This is a genomic window from Pseudomonas sp. HOU2 (assembly GCF_040729435.1).
Taxonomy (GTDB): Bacteria; Pseudomonadota; Gammaproteobacteria; order Pseudomonadales; family Pseudomonadaceae; genus Aquipseudomonas.
This window is the reverse complement of the sequence record NZ_CP160398.1, coordinates 533,067-550,763: the sequence shown is the minus strand read 5'-3', so window position 1 is coordinate 550,763 and position 17,697 is coordinate 533,067. Positions and strand designations below refer to the sequence as shown.

Annotated in this window: 14 protein-coding genes and 1 tRNA gene; 9 read left to right on the top strand and 6 right to left on the bottom strand. The window is 60.6% G+C overall.

All coding sequences use genetic code 11. The features are described from left to right. Positions 1 to 7: 7 nt before the first annotated feature. The 8 genes from ABV589_RS02395 to ABV589_RS02360 all read left to right on the top strand — a co-directional run bounded on the left by ABV589_RS02395 (position 8) and on the right by ABV589_RS02360 (position 9,174). A complete protein-coding gene (locus ABV589_RS02395) occupies positions 8 to 271 on the top strand; it encodes a PAAR domain-containing protein (protein ID WP_007969244.1) in 264 nt (87 codons plus the stop codon). Between the two features lie 124 nt (positions 272 to 395). Then, positions 396 to 5,105: an RHS repeat-associated core domain-containing protein gene (locus ABV589_RS02390; protein ID WP_367084709.1), complete on the top strand. Its 4,710-nt coding sequence runs from the start codon at positions 396 to 398 to the stop codon at positions 5,103 to 5,105. Next, positions 5,105 to 5,344 (top strand): hypothetical protein, encoded by a 240-nt coding sequence (locus ABV589_RS02385; RefSeq protein ID WP_238547102.1) that lies wholly within the window; start codon positions 5,105 to 5,107, stop codon positions 5,342 to 5,344. Before ABV589_RS02390 ends, ABV589_RS02385 begins: the two co-directional genes overlap by 1 nt. Before the next feature lie 49 nt (positions 5,345 to 5,393). Beyond that, on the top strand, positions 5,394 to 5,789 hold the full coding sequence (locus tag ABV589_RS02380; protein ID WP_367084708.1) for a hypothetical protein: 396 nt from the start codon (positions 5,394 to 5,396) through the stop codon (positions 5,787 to 5,789). Positions 5,790 to 5,813: 24 nt separating this feature from the next. Next, complete coding sequence (locus ABV589_RS02375; RefSeq protein ID WP_367084707.1) at positions 5,814 to 6,197, top strand: DUF1801 domain-containing protein; 384 nt, start codon at positions 5,814 to 5,816, stop codon at positions 6,195 to 6,197. Between the two features lie 137 nt (positions 6,198 to 6,334). Then, a tRNA-Gln gene (locus tag ABV589_RS02370) sits at positions 6,335 to 6,409 on the top strand. A 172-nt stretch (positions 6,410 to 6,581) separates the two neighbouring features. Continuing rightward, the gene (locus tag ABV589_RS02365; RefSeq protein WP_003224376.1) at positions 6,582 to 6,962 is read left to right on the top strand and encodes a RidA family protein; all 381 of its coding nucleotides are present in this window, start codon (positions 6,582 to 6,584) and stop codon (positions 6,960 to 6,962) included. Between the two features lie 223 nt (positions 6,963 to 7,185). Beyond that, positions 7,186 to 9,174, top strand: a complete 1,989-nt coding sequence (locus ABV589_RS02360) for a U32 family peptidase (protein WP_367084706.1) — start codon at positions 7,186 to 7,188, stop codon at positions 9,172 to 9,174. A 27-nt stretch (positions 9,175 to 9,201) separates the two neighbouring features. Here the strand turns inward: ABV589_RS02360 and ABV589_RS02355 are convergent, their stop codons facing one another. From ABV589_RS02355 to ABV589_RS02330, 6 genes are all read right to left on the bottom strand, one after another. Next, positions 9,202 to 10,164: a Dyp-type peroxidase gene (locus ABV589_RS02355; RefSeq protein WP_367084705.1), complete on the bottom strand. Its 963-nt coding sequence runs from the start codon at positions 10,162 to 10,164 to the stop codon at positions 9,202 to 9,204. Positions 10,165 to 10,232: 68 nt separating this feature from the next. Beyond that, positions 10,233 to 11,498, bottom strand: a complete 1,266-nt coding sequence (locus ABV589_RS02350; protein ID WP_367084704.1) for an FAD-dependent oxidoreductase — start codon at positions 11,496 to 11,498, stop codon at positions 10,233 to 10,235. Positions 11,499 to 11,500: 2 nt separating this feature from the next. Further along, the gene (locus tag ABV589_RS02345) at positions 11,501 to 13,078 is read right to left on the bottom strand and encodes an aldehyde dehydrogenase (NADP(+)) (protein WP_367084703.1); all 1,578 of its coding nucleotides are present in this window, start codon (positions 13,076 to 13,078) and stop codon (positions 11,501 to 11,503) included. Between the two features lie 58 nt (positions 13,079 to 13,136). Next, positions 13,137 to 14,084, bottom strand: a complete 948-nt coding sequence (locus ABV589_RS02340) for a dihydrodipicolinate synthase family protein (protein WP_367084702.1) — start codon at positions 14,082 to 14,084, stop codon at positions 13,137 to 13,139. 51 nt (positions 14,085 to 14,135) lie between these two features. Further along, positions 14,136 to 15,062, bottom strand: a complete 927-nt coding sequence (locus ABV589_RS02335; protein ID WP_367084701.1) for a 4-hydroxyproline epimerase — start codon at positions 15,060 to 15,062, stop codon at positions 14,136 to 14,138. A gap of 22 nt (positions 15,063 to 15,084) precedes the next feature. After that, positions 15,085 to 16,713: an APC family permease gene (locus tag ABV589_RS02330; protein ID WP_367084700.1), complete on the bottom strand. Its 1,629-nt coding sequence runs from the start codon at positions 16,711 to 16,713 to the stop codon at positions 15,085 to 15,087. A gap of 200 nt (positions 16,714 to 16,913) precedes the next feature. On the opposite strand from ABV589_RS02330, the gene ABV589_RS02325 reads away from it, so the two are divergent. Beyond that, positions 16,914 to 17,687 (top strand): AraC family transcriptional regulator, encoded by a 774-nt coding sequence (locus tag ABV589_RS02325; protein WP_367084699.1) that lies wholly within the window; start codon positions 16,914 to 16,916, stop codon positions 17,685 to 17,687. Positions 17,688 to 17,697: the final 10 nt, after the last annotated feature.

Below are 17,697 nucleotides of genomic sequence, written 5' to 3'. Positions count from 1 at the left end.
TGACAACATGAAAGACGCCATTCGCTTGGGCGACTCCACCACTCACGGTGGCAAGGTGCTCGAAGCCTTCTCCCAGACCGATCTCAACGGCAAGCCTGTTGCCGGAGTCGGTCACAAGGTCAGCTGTCCACTGTGCAAAGGGGTTTTCCCGATTGCAGAGGGCAGCAGCACCTACACCGTTGATGGCACGCCCATCGCTCTGGACGGTATGAAAACCGCTTGTGGTGCTGCGCTGATTGCAAGCGGCCCGAAAGGGGCTGTGATCAGTTGAATCAACATGTACCGCATCGGCATATGCCGGGCATCACCTGATGTTTGTTGCATGAGTGTTGGCAGGCCCAGGCCATCAATCATTTCTTTAAAGTCTTGAACTATCTTACGGATGAGATGCAGTCATGACGACTGAAACGCCTGTCGCGAAAGTACGTGAACCTCAAGTGGCGATCGTTCCGCTCAACACCATTGACATGAAGGATGTCGGACGCGGTGCAGCCAGATTCGATGCCTGGCTGCAATCGATCAGTGGTGGAGTAGTCACGCTTGAGCGCGTCAAGAACGTTGCCGGAGCGTTGCCGGTGGTGGGCAACATCATGGCCTTGGTGGATGCGCTCGGAGACATTGTTGTCCTTGCCAAAAGCAAGCAACGCCAGATTCTGGACTGGGTCAGCCTGGGTATCAATCTGATCGGTGTTTTACCGGCGCCACCCACAATGGCCTCGGCGCGTATGACCTTGCGTCCGACCTTGTCACTGGTGCGTCAAGAACTTCGTAACAGCGCCAAGATGCTGCTGGGCGATTCGCTGATCGAAGTCCTGATCGGACATTTGAATGCCACCATTGTCGGTACGATCGATGACTTTGTAGAGCAGGCCAAGCCGAAGTTGGCTGAAATACTCGACAACGGCGGCAAGCTTGGCCAGAACGCGGTCAACGAAATCGCCAAGGGACTGGAAACGGTCGTCAACGGCAAGCTCGATGCAAAAGGCGACATGAAGTCGGCGAGTGCCAAGATGAGTGCGGCCGGAGGACAGTTGTTGCATGACCCCAAGGCAGCCATCAGTAATATTTTCGGCGCAGCCTTCAGCGCCTACAAGGCTGCCGGTAAAGGTGTTGCCAACAGCGCGGCAAAGAACCTGTTGCCGGACAGTGCCAAGGCTTTGGTGCTGAGCAATACCGGCATGCTTCGTACTATGGGTGTGGAGTTGCGCACTCAAATGAACAAGCTGGGTGATCCGGCTGTTCAGCATTCAATCGGTTGGCTGCTGCAGATGCTGGCAGGTTCTGTTATGACCTGGCGCAAGCGTCGAGCACATGGTCAAGGGGCCAGCGTCAAGCCGGATACTACTTCAAAGACTCAGCACAGGGCTGGAGAGGGGCGGCTTGAAGCCAGCAGCCAACAAGCGCCAGCGACGCATAACTGCAAAACATGTAAAAACGGCGTCATGCCGGGCACGGTGCATAGCATCAGTTTTGCCCTGGGCTCTGAATCGCTGAGCCATACGGACTTCAACCTGCCTGGTGCATTCCCTCTCGAGTGGACACGCACCTACTGTTCGCGTCTGGATGCGTATGACGCCAGCGAGATGGGCGCCCGCTGGATTACGTCGTTGACTACCCGTTTTGACTGTGTTGGCGGGAGTCTGGTGTTCCATGACGCTGATGGTCGCAGCCACGACTATGTGCTGCCCGAGACAGGGCAGACTCACTACGATGCCATTGAAAACATGACGCTGGTACGGGTGACCGATGACCAGCTTCTGTTGTGCAGAGGGTTTGAACGCAAGGAAACCTATCTGCGTCGTGGACAACGTTTCGTGCTGGTCGGCGTGGTTTTGCGCAACGGTGCGGGAATCATGCTGCACTACGAGCATCGCCACGAAGGAATGCCGGTGCTGTCCGACCTGATTACCTATCAGGGTGATATGGCCGACGTCAGATATCACCTCGGCACCCTGCTTGATGAGCACGGTCGCGTGAAGGGGCTTTGGCTGATCAGCGACGGTGTTCCTCAGCGTCAACTGTGTGCCTATCACTACGACAGTGTCGGTGATTTGATTCAGGCTCAGGACGAGAACGGGGCGGCCTGGAGCTATGAGTACCAGCATCATCTGATCCGTCGTTACACCGATCGGACCGGACGGGGCATGAATCTGGAATGGCAGGGCACAGGCGCTGATGCCCGGGCCGTTCGCGAGTGGGCGGACGACGGCAGTTTCGACACGCGCCTTGAATGGGACGAGAATATTCGCCTGACCTATGTCACCGATGCATACGGTAACGAAACCTGGCACTACTACGACATTCTTGGTTATACGTACCGCATTCGCCATCCGGATGAACGTTCCGAATGGTTGTTCCGTGACGAAGCGAAAAACCTGATTCGACACGTACATGCTGACGGCACAACTGATCGCTTCATCTACGACGCGCGTGGCAACGTCGTCGAACATTTGCGTGCCGACGACAGCGTGCTGCATTTTGCCTACGACGATCTGGATCAACTGATCAAGACCAGCGATGCAGAAGGGGGGCAGTGGCAGCGTGCTTATGACGATCATGGCAACCTTGTGGAAGCAGTCGATCCCCTTGGTAACGTAACGGAGTTCGCCTACAGCGTGGCAGGGTTGCCGACAGCGATCAAAGACGCCGAAGGCAATGAGAAGAAGCTCGACTACAACGATGCCGGTCAACTGATCGAGTATGTCGACTGCTCAGGAAAGACCAGTGCCTGGGAGTACAACGAACTCGGACAGATGATCTGTTTTACCGACGCGGCCGGCCAGAGTACCGAGTACGGGTATCGACTGGGCCAGTTGGCCTGGATCAGGCACCCGGACAAGACCGAGGAGTATTTTGAACGAGACGCTGAAGCCCGGTTGCTCGCGCACACGGATCGTCTTGGCCGCTGCACTACCTGGAAATATACGGCTGCTGGACTTGTAGCCGAGCGCCTCGATGCTGATGAGCATACATTGGTCTACCGCTGGGATCGTCTCGGGCGCTTGCAGGCGCTGGACAACGAAAACGAGAGCCGGGCGCATTTCCTCTACGACCCGATAGGTCGCCTGCTGGAAGAAAAGAGCTTTGATGGTCGTATCACCCGCTATCGGTATGATTCTGATACGGGCCATTTGAGTCATATCGTCAACGGCGAGCATGTGATTTGCGTGAGCTTCGATGCCATGGGACGCCTGATTGAGCGACGCGCCAGTCAAGGTGAGAAATCGCAAAGCGAGCGCTTCATTTATGACGGCAACGGTAACCTGATTGAAGCCGCCAACGCAGACAGTCGTTTACAGTGGTTTCACGACCTGGCCGGCAATGTGCTGCGCGAGCATCAGCATTACCTTGGGCTGGACCAGCCCCCGGTAGTTGGCGTGTGGCAGCACGAGTACGATGTGCTCAACAATCGGGTCGCGACAGTTCGTCCGGACGGGCACCGTGTCAGCTGGCTCACCTATGGCAGCGGTCATTTGTTGGGGCTACGCCTGGACGAGCACGAGCTGATTGGCCTGGAGCGCGACGACCTTCATCGTGAGATTGTCCGGCATCAGGGCAACCACCTGCAGCAGACGCAAAAGTGGGATTCTGCCGGTCGTTTGCAGGAGCAGGAGCAGGTGCTGGGGCGGAGTGAGGACGGTGCGACGCTTGTCAAACGGACATATCAATACGATGCCGCTGGTCAACTGACTGCGATCAACGATACCCGAAGAGGCCCGATTTCATACCGTTACGATCCTCTCGGTCGACTGTTGGAAGCGGCGACACGACAGGTGGTTGAAACATTCACCTTTGACCCGGCCAGTAATCTGCTTGATGAAAAGGCGAGTGAAATTCGACGACCACTGGACCGGTCTCCGCGCCAGGAGAGGCAGGTAGACAACCTGCTACACGAGTACGAAGGTAATCAGTTCACATACGATGAGCGCGGCAACCTGGTCGAGCGTCTGCAAAACAATCAGCGGAGCTTCCTGCAATGGGATCTGTTTGACCGTTTGGTGCGATTTGAAGATCAACGCTTGTCGGTTGAATTCGCCTATGACGCTCTTGGACGTCGTCTTCACAAAAACTCTGTCGCCCATTCCAAGGGGCGTCCCGAGGCGGGGTCGCACTGGAACCGGAACGAGCATGCACGCATACAGCGAGAGTACGGCTGTGGCTTCACGCTCTACGGCTGGGACGGTAACCGACTTGCCTGGGAAAGCAGTGCCGCGCAACTGGATGGCGGTGCCGGACGCACGGTGCACTACATTTTCGAGCCCGGTAGTTTCATTCCTGTAGCACAGGCCATACGACATGCCCCGATTACATTGACGAATCAGCCTGAGTATCAGGGAGAGTACAGCCTGGATGACGATCCGTTGTGGAATCGCAAGGTCACGGTTCAGCCAATTGACGTTTTGCTCTGGTATCAGTGCGATCACCTGGGTACGCCTCAGGAACTGACCGACTCTGAGGGGCAGTTGGTCTGGACGGCTCAGTACAAGGCATGGGGGGCGATATCGGACCAGCAATCGCAATCGGCCCGACAAAGTGATGTGAGAAATCCTATAAGATTTCCAGGGCAGTACCATGATCATGAAACCGGGCTGCATTACAACCGGCATCGTTACTATGACCCGGCGGTGGGGCGATTCGTCAGCCAGGATCCGATCGGTTATGCGGGCGGTCTGAATCTCTACACCTATGGTCCGAACCCTACAGGGTGGGTGGATCCGATGGGCCTGACGGGGGTCGATGTCTATAGGGCCATGAAAACCGACGAAAAAGGAAAGCCCATTGCTGACTCGACCGCGCGTGGCTTAGGGGTACGTCCTGTCGATATTCCAGTTGATAAAGATGGGAACGTTCATCCCAATACCGGTGGGATGTCCGTAGCGCCGGATACCCCGCAAAACCTGCCGGATCATCGGCGCCCCTCCACGTTACCCGGCGGAACCGGCAAAGACAGCGCCTGCAAATTGAATACCGCTTCACTTCCGGAAAGTCTTCGTTATGTGCAAGACAAAAAAACTCACGGAACCATTCAGCCTAGTAAGGCCATGCCACTTTCTGATTACCAGAAGGCACTAGGGTCGACGGCTGAGCATTGGGAGAAACAATGATGAAAACGCTTGATAAACCGTTGGACGATGAACTGTCCGGCGCATTGAGGAGGGGGGATGATCTTCTTTCGATACGGGAAATCCTGCTGAAGTATCGAGATAAGGGTTTTTCGGCTATATCGGTTAATGAACTGTTGGGGTCAATGCGCGGTGATGCCGATGAAGAGTTGGAGGATCGGATTCTGGAGGTGATGGATATCGTTACCGGGTTTTGTGCGCCAGCTCTGGAAGTCTGGTAAGCGGCGGGTTTGGAATCGAGAAGTTTCACTGGAAATCTGGGAAATGAGCATGAAAAACACTGCTGTGATCCTTGCACTGACCGCCACTTTCGGCCTCTGCGCTCTGGCCCGCGCAGACGCGCCAGATCCCGCTACCCTGAAAGGCATGTACGACACGGGGCGCAACATGTCGGGCCTGATCAAGCATTGCGTCGACAAAGGCTACCTGAAAGCGGACAGCACGGAAAACGCCAACAAGATGGTGGCGTTCGTTGCGAATATGCCGGGCGCGTTCGACAAGGCTGATGGCGACAAGAACGAAAGTCTCGGTCGCAAAGGCGAAGTGTTGGCCGACGGTCAATACAAGAGTCTGCAAGGCAACCTGCCGCCGGATCTGAGCCTCAAGCAATGGTGCGAGCAAGCGGATCAAGGGATGCGTGAGGGGCTCAAGCAAATCGGCTTGTAAACCACATCGAAGAGAACACTTGCCATGAAATCCGAAATACCACCCACCGACGCCTCGGCACTCATCGACGCTCGAATCGCCGAACTGGACGATTGGCGCGGCGCCATCCTCGGCGAGATTCGCAAAGTCATGCACCAGGCTGATCCCAAGGTGGTGGAGGAGTGGAAGTGGCGCGGTGTTCCGGTGTGGTCACGGGGCGGGATCATTTGCACCGGGGAGACTTACAAGGCGGCGGTGAAAATGACCTTCGCCCAGGGCGCAGCGTTGGCCGATCCGGCGGGATTGTTCAACGCCAGCCTTGAGGGCAACACCCGCCGGGCGATTGATTTTCATGAGGGTGACAAGGTCGATGAACAGGCCTTGCAAGCGCTGATTCGCGAGGCGATTGCGCTGAATTTGTCGAAGTGAATCGTGGCGTTTGCCTCGGCTCAGAAATAACTGGCTGTTTTAAAACAAATTTTTTTGCACTCAGGGCTTCCCAGATCAAAAAAAGCTTGGTAAATTGCGGCCCATTCTCGCAGAGCTTGTTACAGAGCTTGAGATACAGGGGCGTCGCCAAGCGGTAAGGCAGCAGGTTTTGATCCTGCCATGCGTTGGTTCGAATCCAGCCGCCCCTGCCATATTCAGAAAAAACGCCAGTCCGAAAGGGCTGGCGTTTTTTTATGCGCGCGATTTGTGGCTGGGGCTGACAGTTGCCTGAGCCGGAGCGGGGGACTGATGTAAACTGCCCGCGCGAAAGTCCCGGCGCGTTGCTGGCCGGCGACCCTCAATCTCTCCAGACAAGAGACTTTCATGGCTAATCAAGACCTCAGCTTCACCCCTGATCCGGATGCGGATTCGATTTCCTCCGACGTTGTCGGTTTCAACGGCATTCTGGTTTCGACCCAGATCCCGACCCGCGCCGACGGCAGCCTGGAGCTGGGCGACATCACCCTGCAAAGCGAATGCACGCTGCAGGCGCTGAAAGTGGCGCTGGAGCGGGCGGGCAGCTCGATGGATCGCGTGATGCACCTCACCATCTACCTCACCGACATGGCCGATCGCGCGGCGTTCAACGAAGTCTACAAACGCTTCTTCGCCAAACCATGGCCGGTGCGCGCCGCGGTGGGCGTGGCGTCGCTGGCGGTGGAAGGCATGCGCGTGGAAGTCACCGCGATGGCCGCCAAGGCCTGATCCTGCGGTAAAAAACTGTGGGAGCTGGCTTGCCAGCGATGGCGTCAGCACAGCCAACATCAATGTCGACTGATCCATCGTCATCGCTGGCAAGCCAGCTCCCACAGGATTTGCGGTGTTCACGGGGCCGGGCGCAGTTGCCACTTGGCAGCACAGGCGTGCCGCTCAGTCGATTCGCGGCTACAATGCGCGCCTTAACCGTGACCGCCTGACTAAAAAAACTATGTCCTTGCCCAAGCATCATCTGGAATTGCTCAGCCCCGCCCGTGACGTGGCGATTGCCCGCGAGGCGATCCTGCACGGCGCCGACGCCGTGTACATCGGTGGCCCGAGCTTCGGCGCGCGCCACAACGCCTGCAACGAGGTGAGCGAAATCGCCGAGCTGGTGGAGTTTGCCCGCCGTTATCACGCGCGCATTTTCACCACCATCAACACCATCCTGCACGACAACGAACTGGAGCCGGCGCGCAAGCTGATCCACCAGTTGTACGACGCCGGTGTCGACGCGCTGATCGTCCAGGATCTGGGCGTGATGGAACTGGACATTCCGCCGATCGAGCTGCATGCCAGTACCCAGACTGACATCCGCACGCTGGAGCGGGCGAAGTTCCTCGACCAGGCCGGTTTCTCGCAACTGGTATTGGCCCGTGAGCTGAACCTCAAAGAAATCCGCGCCATCGCCGACGAAACCGATGCCGCCATCGAATTCTTCATCCACGGCGCACTGTGCGTAGCGTTCTCCGGGCAATGCAACATTTCTCACGCGCAGACCGGGCGCAGTGCCAACCGTGGCGACTGCTCGCAGGCCTGCCGTTTGCCGTACACCCTGAAAGACGAAAAGGGTGGGGTGATCGCCTACGAAAAACACCTGCTGTCGATGAAGGACAACAACCAGAGCGCCAACATCCGCGCGCTGGTCGAGGCCGGTGTGCGCTCGTTCAAGATCGAAGGTCGCTACAAGGACATGGGCTATGTGAAGAACATCACCGCCTATTACCGCCAGCGCCTCGATGACGTGCTCGAAGACCGCCCGGACCTGGCCCGCGCTTCCAGCGGCCGCACCGCGCACTTCTTCCTGCCGGACCCGGAAAAGACTTTCCACCGTGGCAGCACCGACTACTTTGTCACCGATCGCAAGATCGACATCGGCGCGTTCGACTCGCCGACCTTCACCGGTCTGCCAGTGGGCACCGTCGAGAAAGTCGGCAAGCGTGACATCCAGGTGGTGACTCAGGAGCCGCTGTCCAACGGCGATGGCCTCAACGTGCTGGTCAAGCGTGAAGTCGTGGGTTTCCGCGCCAACATCGCCGAGCCAAAAGGCGAGTTCGAAGAGGACGGCGAGAAGCGCTATCGCTACCGCGTCGAACCGAACGAAATGCCCGAAGGCCTGTACAAGCTGCGGCCGAATCATCCGCTCAATCGCAACCTCGACCACAACTGGCAACAGGCGCTGCAGAAGACTTCTGCCGAGCGTCGTATCGCATTGAGCTGGTTCGCACGTCTGCGTGAAGAACAGCTGGAAGTGACTGCGACCAGTGAAGAGGGGATCAGCGCCAGCGTGACCCTGAACGGCCCGTTCGGTGTGGCCAACAAGCCGGAACAGGCGCTGGAGCAATTGCAGGATCTGCTCGGCCAGCTCGGTACCACCCAGTACCACGCCACCGACATCAAGCTCGATGCGCCGCAGGCGTTCTTCATCCCGAACTCGCAGCTCAAGGCGTTGCGCCGTGAAGTCATCGAAGCGCTGACTGCCGCCCGTGTCGCAGCGCACCCGCGTGGCAGCCGCAAGGCCGAAACCACGCCGCCGCCGGTGTACCCGGAGTCGCACCTGTCGTTCCTGGCCAACGTCTATAACCAGAAGGCCCGCGACTTCTATCACCGTCATGGCGTGAAGCTGATTGATGCGGCCTACGAGGCGCACGAAGAGGCCGGTGAAGTGCCGGTGATGATCACCAAACACTGCCTGCGTTTCTCGTTCAACCTGTGTCCGAAACAGGCCAAGGGTGTAACCGGTGTGCGCACCAAGGTCGCGCCGATGCAGCTGATTCACGGCGACGAAGTGCTGACCCTGAAGTTCGACTGCAAGCCGTGCGAGATGCACATCATCGGCAAGATGAAAGGCCACATCCTCAACATGCCGCAACCGGGCAGCGTGGTTGGCCACATCAGCCCGGAAGACCTGCTGAAAACCATCCCGCGCGCGCCACACTGAGTGACGGGCGGGCGTGGCGCTACGGTGTCACGCCTGCTCGGGCTCGCGCTCCGCGAGGTCTTCGAGCAAGTCGGCTGACGGCACAAAGAACAGACCCCCGGTGACTGCGGTGCTGAAGTCCAGCAAACGGTCGTAGTTGCCGACGGGTTTGCCGACAAACATGTTCTCCAGCATCTGCTCGATCGGTTCCGGCGAACGCGCGTAACCGATGAAATAGGTGCCGAACTCGCCAGCCCCCGGGCGGCCGAACGGCATGTTGTCGCGCAGGATCTTCTGCTCCTGGCCGTCTTTGGTAATGGTGGTCAGGGCGCTGTGGGAGTTGCTCGGCTTGACCTCCTCACCGAGTTCGATGTCGGCCAGCTTGGTGCGGCCGATCACCTTCTCCTGAGCTTCGACGCTCAAGGCGTTCCACGCCTCCATCTTGTGCAGGTACTTCTGCACCAGCACATAACTTCCGGATTCGAACGCCGGGTCTTCGTTGCCGATCAGGGTGAAGTGATCTGCCTTGCGGCCCACCGGATTCTCGGTGCCATCAACGAAACCGATGATGCTGCGCATGTCGAAGTAGCGGAAACCCTGCACCTCATCCACCACGGTGATCGCGCCATTGAGTGCGCTGCACAACTGGGTCGCCAGTTCGAAACACAGATCCATCTGATCGGCACGGATGTGCAGCAGGATGTCGCCGGGGGTGGCCACGGCACGGCGGCCCTCGACGCCGAACTCACGGAATGGATGCAGCGACGCCGGGCGCGGGCTGCCGAACAGGGCGTCCCAGGCGCTGGCGCTGAAACCGCAGACGCACGACAGGTTGCCGTTGGGCACGCGTTTGCCGACCGAGCGGGTGAGGGCGGCGATGTCACCGCACCAGCCGCGCACCTGACTGGCGGCGTCGCTGCCGGGCAGCAGCGTGGCGACGATGAAGATCGCGCTGCTGGTGATCGGGTTGCAGATCGCTTGCGGCTCGGGGGTATCCATTGATGAAGTCATAGTCGGTTCCATATGCGCGGGGCCAAGATCGGCGCTCAGTATGAAACCAAAAACGTTTCATCGATATCTCAGAAACGACCCAATCGATAAGCATCCATCGTCGGCACGCCGGAACTGGTCGAGGGAGATGTCAACTGAGCAATCATCTCAGCAGTCACCGCCGCCTGCGTCAGCCCCAGATGCTGATGCCCGAACGCGAGCAGCACCTTGCCGTCGCAGACCTTGTCGATGATCGGCAGCGAATCCGGCAGCGACGGACGAAAGCCCATCCACGGCGTCGCGTTTTCAGCGTTCAAATCATGGCGGAACAAGCCCTTGCTCAAGCGATGCAGTTGCCAGGCGCGCTCCATGAACGGCGGGCGCTGCAGGCCGGCGAACTCCACCGTACCGGCCAGGCGCAGGCCGCCGGTCATTGGCGTCATGATGAACTTGCGCTCCAGCGACGTGACCGCGAACGGCAGGCGCGCGTGTTCGTGGGGCAGCATCAGGTGATAGCCGCGCTCGGTGTCCAGCGGCACGCGTTTACCGGTCAGCGCCGCGGTGAGCTTGGCCGAATGCGCGCCACAGGCGATCAGCACCTGCCGCGCGGTGAAACGCCCACGATCGGTGAGCAGCGACACGCCATGCGCCTGCAACTGGCCGCTCTGAACCTCCTGCTGGAAGAACCGCACACCGGCCGTTTTGGCGGCGCTCACCAGTTCACACACCACCTGATACGGGTCGAGAAAATGCCCGGTGCGCGGGTAGAACAATCCGCCTTGAATCTGTTCGCTGAGCTGCGGCGCGCTTTCTCGCACGACGCTGGCCGACCAGAAGTCCACCGGTACCTGCTGCTGACGCATGCGCGCCTGCAAGGCGTCGATGGCGGGTCGCGACTCGGCGCGCTCGAACACCAGCAGCGAGCCGTCCTCCTTGAGCAGGTCGGGGCGGGCGATGCTGTGCAGCAGGCGCTTCCAGGCGTCGAGGCTGCTTTCGTTGAGCGCACGCAGGCCGGCCACGGTGCGCTGGAACGGCGCCGGGCGCAGGTTCAGCAGCAATCGGCTGAACCACGGCACAGCGCGCGGCATGTACTTCCAGTCCAGGCGCAGCGGCCCCATCGGGTCCATCAGCATCGCCGGCAGACGCTTGAGGATCGACGCGTCGGCAATCGGAAACACCTGCTCGGTGGCCAAGTGCCCGGCGTTGCCGAACGAGGCGCCATGACCGGGCGGTTGCTTGTCGATGACCACCACCCGTTTACCCTGACGCGCCAGTTGCAGGGCGCAGGCGACACCGATGATGCCGGCGCCGATCACCGCGATATCGGCGTTGTCCGCTGTGAGGTTGTCGGGCATGTTCAGGCTTCCCTCTGACCGTCGAGCAAGCGCCGTAACTGCAGCGGATTCGCCTGTTTCAGCGGCGGCGGCAGCAGGCTGTCGGGAAAATCCTGATAACACACCGGCCGCAGGAAACGCAGGATCGCCGCCGTGCCGACCGAGGTGCTGCGCGAATCCGACGTGGCCGGAAACGGCCCGCCATGCACCATCGCATCACAGACCTCGACCCCGGTCGGCCAGCCGTTGACCAGCAGACGTCCGGCCTTGCGTTCCAGTGTCGGCAACAAGGCCCGGGCGCGATCCAGATCGGCGTCATCCAGCTGCAGGGTGGCGGTCAACTGGCCTTCGAGGTGCTCGCAGACCTGACGGATTTCATCGTCGTTGGCGCACTGTACGATCAGTGATGCTGCACCAAAGATTTCACCTTGCAGGCGTGCGTCAGCGAGAAAGTCCTGCGCCTGGGTCACGAACAATTGCGCCTGACACTGGTTCGGGCCTTCAGCCGCTAGACCGATGGCCACGCGTTGCGCCTGAGGATGTTCGGCCAACGCGGCGACGGCGCTTGCATAGGCGCGGAAAATCCCCGGCGTGAGCATGGTCTGCGCCGGGGTGCCCTGGACCCCTTCGGCGGCAGCGGCAATGAAACCGTCCAGCGTCGGCCCTTGGCGAGCGATGACCAGCCCGGGATTGGTGCAGAACTGCCCGGCGCCCTGAGTCAGCGAGGCGACAAAGCCCTGCGCCAACGCTTCACCACGTGCGGCAAGCGCTGCGGGAAACAACAACACCGGATTGATCGAACTCATTTCCGCATACACCGGAATCGGTTCAGGTCGCGCTTGTGCGGCTTTGCTCAAGGCGAGGCCGCCACTGCGCGATCCGGTGAAGCCCACAGCCTTGATGCGCCAATCGCTGACCAACGCAATGCCGACCTCGTTGCCGGAACCGAACAGCAGCGAAAACACGCCTTTAGGCAAAGCGGATTTTTCCACCGCGCGAGTCAGCGCCTGGCCCACCAGTTCACTGGTGCCGGGATGCGCGCTGTGCGCCTTGACGATCACCGGGCAACCGGCGGCCAGCGCCGAAGCGGTGTCGCCGCCCGCCACCGAGAACGCCAGCGGAAAGTTGCTGGCGCCGAATACGGCCACTGGCCCCAACGCGATCTGCCGCTGGCGCAGATCAGAACGTGGCAGTGGCTGACGTTGGGGTTGTGATTGGTCGACCCGCACATCCAGCCATTCGCCGGCGCGCACGGTGCGGGCAAAGGTGCGCAATTGCCCGCAGGTGCGTCCACGTTCGCCTTGAATGCGAGCGCGTGGCAGGCCGGTTTCGGCCACGGCACGGTCGATCAGCGCATCGCCAAGGGCTTCGATCTCATTGGCGATGGTTTCGAGAAATTCGGCGCGAGCGTCGAGGGAGGTCTCGCGATAACAATCAAAGGCTTGCCACGCCAGTGCGCAGGCCTGTTCGACATGCTCGCTGCTGCCACCGGCATAGGCCGGTTCCAGCAGTGCGTCGGTGGCGGGATTGATCGCACGGATCGCTTCACGGCTGCCGGCGATGGCTTGGCCGCCGATCAACATGTGGCCTGTCAGAGTCATGACGCTTCCTTGATAAAAGAGGTGAAGCCCCGGCATCACGCCGGGGCAGGGACTGCGGTCAGGCGAGGTTCTGTTCGGCGGACCAGTTTTTGTACCACTGGCGGAACAGCGCGTACTGAGTCTCGGCGTAACGACGCTGGGCATCGCTCAAGGCGTCGGTTTCGTTGAAATGCAGGGCGTATTCGCGGTCGCCGTTGAGCACCATCAGGTGCTTGTAATACAGCACCAGATCACAGCCTTCATCGAACGACGACAGCACCGCCAGCGCCGCTTCCAGTTCGCGCGCCAGGCGCCGGGCCTTGGCATCGCCCTTGGCCGCTTGCTTGCTCAGCGCCACCAATTGCAGCACTTCGCGCGGCAGGGCGTTGCCGATGCCGGTGATCGCGCCGGTGGCGTTGCAGTTGACGAAACCGTGCACCACTTGCGTATCGACACCGACCATCAGGGTCACGGCATCGTCCTGCGAGGTGATGTTTTCGGCGGCGTAGCGCAAGTCGGCGCCGCCACCGAACTCCTTGAAGCCGATCAGGTTCGGGTACTCGCGGCGCAGTTCGAAGAACAGGTCGGCGCGGGTGGCGAAGCCGTAGTAAGGACTGTTGTAGATCACCGCCGGCAGGTTGGGCGCGGCTTTGAGGATGGCGGCGAAGTGGGCTTTTTGTGCGGTGGCCGAAGCGCCGCGGGACAGCACGCGTGGAATCACCATCAGGCCATGGGCGCCGACTTTCGCGGCGTGGGCGGCGTGGGACACCGCTTCACGGCTGTTGACCGCGCCGGTGCCGACGATGGTCGGTACGCCAGCAGCCACCAGCCGCGCCACGCCTTCCTGACGCTCGGCCTCGGTCAGCAGCGGCCAGTCACCCATCGAGCCGCAGTAAACCACTGCGCTCATGCCGATATCGATCAGCTCGCGGCCCTTGGCCACCAGGGCGTCGAAGTCAGGTTTGCGTGCAGCGGTGCACGGGGTCATCAGCGCGGGAATGCAGCCAGTGAAGATGTTATCGCTCATTGTTGTAGCTCCTCGGGACATTCATTCGGATCGGTAGAAAAGCGGGGCAGGTCAGATGCCCCACGCGAAAGGATCCTGCTCGTCGATCAGCAGGGTGGCGTCGGCGGTCATGTAGGCGCGGCCGGTAATGAACGGGCGTACGCGCTCGCCGTGCCATTCGAAGCGGCCTTCGAACTGGCTGCCGGTGATGCTCGCTTGCGTCCAGACCTGGCCTTCGGCGAGTTTGCCGTCGGCGGCGAGGCAGGCGAGTTTGGCGCTGGTGCCGGTGCCGCAGGGCGAGCGGTCGTAGGCTTTGCCGGGGCACATGACGAAGTTGCGGCTGTCGGCATTGGCATCGTCGGCAAACAGTTCGACGTGGTCGATCAACGCGCCGTCCTCGCCGTGGATGCCTTGGGCTTCGAGAGCCTTGAGCATCGCCCAGGTGTACTCGGTGAGGGCTTCGACGTTGCTCATCTGCAGGTCCTGACCGTGCTCGGAGACGAGGAAAAACCAGTTGCCGCCCCAGGCGATATCACCGAAGACGCGACCGTAGCCGGGCACGTCCACCGGCACCTGTTTGCGGTAGCGCCAGGCCGGAACGTTGCCCAGGGTCACCGCGCCGTCCTCGTGCAGGGTGGCGCTGACCGGGCCGACCGGGGTGTCGATCTGGTGCACGCCCGGTTCGATGCGGCCCAGGTAATGCAGCGAATTGACCAGGCCGATGGTGCCGTGGCCGCACATGCCGAGGTAGCCGGCGTTGTTGAAAAAAATCACCCCGCAGGTGGCGTCCGGCGAGACCGGCGCGCAGTACAGCGCGCCGACCAGCACGTCGTTGCCGCGCGGCTCCAGCAGACAGGCGCGGCGCCATTGATCGTGGCCTTCGCGCAGGGCATCGCGCTTTTCGGCGATGCTGTTGCCGGGCAGCTCGGGGAAGCCCTTCATCACCAGACGCGTCGGTTCGCCGCCGGTATGGGAATCGATGATATGCAGTCGTTTCATGGGTTCGTCCCTTGAGTGAAGGTCAGGCGTGAGCCGGGCGCTGGCCCGTGGCCGAAGGGGTGGAGGATTCAGCGGCTTCGCTTTCGTCGTCCTCGGTTTCCAGACGAATCAGGTGTGCCGGTACGCCGGTGGCGGCGCCCCAGTAGTAGATGCCCAGTGCACAGACTGCGACGATCACCGTATCGAACGGATGGCTGAGCACGCCGACACCGCCAAAACTGCCGAGTTTGGAGAGGACGATGGTCACCGCGTAGAAGCCGATCAGCCACGCCGAAGAACGCACTTGCTGACCCAGATTGAGGTGCGCTGTCGGCACCATGCGCCCGCACAACAGGTAGATGACAAACATCAGGATTTGCAGGCCAAGCAACCACGACACGGTGCCCCAGCCCGACCAGTAGACGATCAGCGCGGCGATGATGAACGACAGCGGCCCGAGCACACTCATGCCCTTGACCCGGAACGGACGCGGCATGTCCGGCGCATTGCGACGCAGTGCGGCCACCGACACCGGGGCCACGGCGTAGCTCAATACCAGTGCGGCGGAGACCACGTTGATCAGCGCTTCCCACGACGGGAACGGCAGGGTCCAGAACACCGACAAGCCAAAGGTCAGCCACAGCGCCGGGCGCGGGATGCCGGATTTTTCATCGATGCGGGTGAAGATCTTGAAGAACGTCCCGGTTTGCGCCCAGCCGTAGATCACTCGCGGCGTGGCATTCATGTAGATGTTGCCGCAACCGCTGGGCGAGATCACCGCATCGGCCACCACCAGATACGCCAGCCAGCCGACGCCCAGTGCCAACGCGATGTCGCGATACGGCAGAGCCAGTTCCTTGGCGACGCCGGCCCAGCCATTGGCGAGCATTTCGGTCGGGATGCCGCCGAGGAACGCGGTTTGCAGCAGCACGTAGATCGCGGTGGACAGCAGCACCGACAGGATCAGCGCAATCGGAATCGTGCGTTGCGGGTTCTTCACTTCACTGGCCACGGAAATGATCGGCGTCAGGCCCAGATAAGCGAAGATCACCCCGCCGGCCGACACGGCCATTTCGATGCCGGACAGGCCGAACGGTGCAAAGCCATGCACTTCGAAATTCGCCGGTTTGAAGAAGGTGAACAGCACGCCGATCACCAGCAGCGGCACGATGAACTTGAACACGCTGACCAGATTGTTGGCCATGGCGAAGGTCTTCACGCTGCGATAATTGAGCAGGAAAAACAGGCACAACAGCCCGAACTGCACGAACCAGCCAAGCACGGTCGGGTCGCTGGAGCCGACCCTGGTCAACTCGGGAAACCACGCTGCCGCATATTGCCGCGAGGCGACCACTTCGATCGCCACCAGGCTGGAAAACGCGATCAGCGTGATGAAGCCCATCAGGTAACCGAGCAGCGGCCCGTGGGAGTAAACCGGGTAACGCACCACACCGCCGGCACGCGGCAATGCGGCACCCAATTCGCAGTAGACGATGCCCAGCAGCAACACGGCGAAACCACCGAGCAGCCAGGAAAAGATCCCCGCCGGGCCGGCGATGGCCGACACGTGACTGGCGGCGAACAACCAGCCCGAACCGAAGATCGCGCCCAGCCCGATGAACGTGAGGTCTATCAGTGAAAGTTGTTTCTTGAACTTGCCTTGGCCTGTCATAGCGTCGCCTTCTTGTTGGTTGTTTGAGGGGCGTGCAGTGGCGCTACAGTGAACTCATCAGGCGATGGGCGATTGATGTTTTTTGCCGGTGACGATGACGAAATCAGCACAATGGCCAGCGGCAAAGGCCCGGCTCGACAGGCTGTCGGCCATCGGGCAATCTGCGCGCAAGCCAATGCGCAGAGTGGGGAGTGACAGTCATGCCGCAGAACGCGTTTGCGATCCTGAGCCAGCACAACGAAGCGAGCCGACCGCAATGCCTCGACGACCTGCTCGCCAGCATGGCGCTGCTGTTGCCCATGCTCGACGTGATTCCCAACGCGGCGATCTTCATCAAGGATCTGCAGGCGCGCTACGTCATGGCCAACCAGACGCTGGTGCAGCGCTGCGGTTTGAAAGACCTGCGACCGTTACTGGGCAAGACCAGCGCCGAGGTGTTTCCGGCGCAATTGGGTCCGGGCTACACCGAGCAGGATCGGCGCGTGCTGGAAGAGGGATTGGTGCTGGAGGACCAGCTGGAGTTGCATCTGTACGGCAGCCGCGAACCGGGTTGGTGCCTGACCCACAAGCGCCCGCTGTACGACCGCGACAACCGGATCATCGGCCTGGCAGGAATTTCCGTCGACCTGCAAACCGCCAGCGAAACCCATCCGGCGTATCAGCGTCTGGCGGCGGTGGACGAGTACATCCGGGCGAATTTCAATCAGCGCGTCAGCCTGAGCGAACTGACGCGCATCGCCGGGATTTCCGTGGCGCAACTGGAGCGTTACTGCAAGCGGGTGTTCCACCTGACGCCGCGCCAAATGATCCAGAAAGTGCGTCTTGAGCATGCACATCGGCTGTTGCACGGCGACTTGCCGATCACCGAAGTGGCGCTGCAGTGCGGGTATACCGACCACAGCGCGTTCACCCGGCAGTTCAAGGCATCGACCGGATTCACCCCACGCCAGTATCGGTTGGCGACGGGGCAGTGAGGCTTGCCCG

Bases quoted from the DNA above. Each gene is read 5' to 3' on its own strand.
- ABV589_RS02395 (WP_007969244.1), top strand. From the start codon at position 8: ATGAAAGACGCCATTCGCTTGGGCGACTCCACCACTCACGGTGGCAAG.
- ABV589_RS02390 (WP_367084709.1), top strand. From the start codon at position 396: ATGACGACTGAAACGCCTGTCGCGAAAGTACGTGAACCTCAAGTGGCG.
- ABV589_RS02385 (WP_238547102.1), top strand. From the start codon at position 5,105: ATGAAAACGCTTGATAAACCGTTGGACGATGAACTGTCCGGCGCATTG.
- ABV589_RS02380 (WP_367084708.1), top strand. From the start codon at position 5,394: ATGAAAAACACTGCTGTGATCCTTGCACTGACCGCCACTTTCGGCCTC.
- ABV589_RS02375 (WP_367084707.1), top strand. From the start codon at position 5,814: ATGAAATCCGAAATACCACCCACCGACGCCTCGGCACTCATCGACGCT.
- ABV589_RS02365 (WP_003224376.1), top strand. From the start codon at position 6,582: ATGGCTAATCAAGACCTCAGCTTCACCCCTGATCCGGATGCGGATTCG.
- ABV589_RS02360 (WP_367084706.1), top strand. From the start codon at position 7,186: ATGTCCTTGCCCAAGCATCATCTGGAATTGCTCAGCCCCGCCCGTGAC.
- ABV589_RS02355 (WP_367084705.1), bottom strand. From the start codon at position 10,164: ATGACTTCATCAATGGATACCCCCGAGCCGCAAGCGATCTGCAACCCG.
- ABV589_RS02350 (WP_367084704.1), bottom strand. From the start codon at position 11,498: ATGCCCGACAACCTCACAGCGGACAACGCCGATATCGCGGTGATCGGC.
- ABV589_RS02345 (WP_367084703.1), bottom strand. From the start codon at position 13,078: ATGACTCTGACAGGCCACATGTTGATCGGCGGCCAAGCCATCGCCGGC.
- ABV589_RS02340 (WP_367084702.1), bottom strand. From the start codon at position 14,084: ATGAGCGATAACATCTTCACTGGCTGCATTCCCGCGCTGATGACCCCG.
- ABV589_RS02335 (WP_367084701.1), bottom strand. From the start codon at position 15,062: ATGAAACGACTGCATATCATCGATTCCCATACCGGCGGCGAACCGACG.
- ABV589_RS02330 (WP_367084700.1), bottom strand. From the start codon at position 16,713: ATGACAGGCCAAGGCAAGTTCAAGAAACAACTTTCACTGATAGACCTC.
- ABV589_RS02325 (WP_367084699.1), top strand. From the start codon at position 16,914: ATGCCGCAGAACGCGTTTGCGATCCTGAGCCAGCACAACGAAGCGAGC.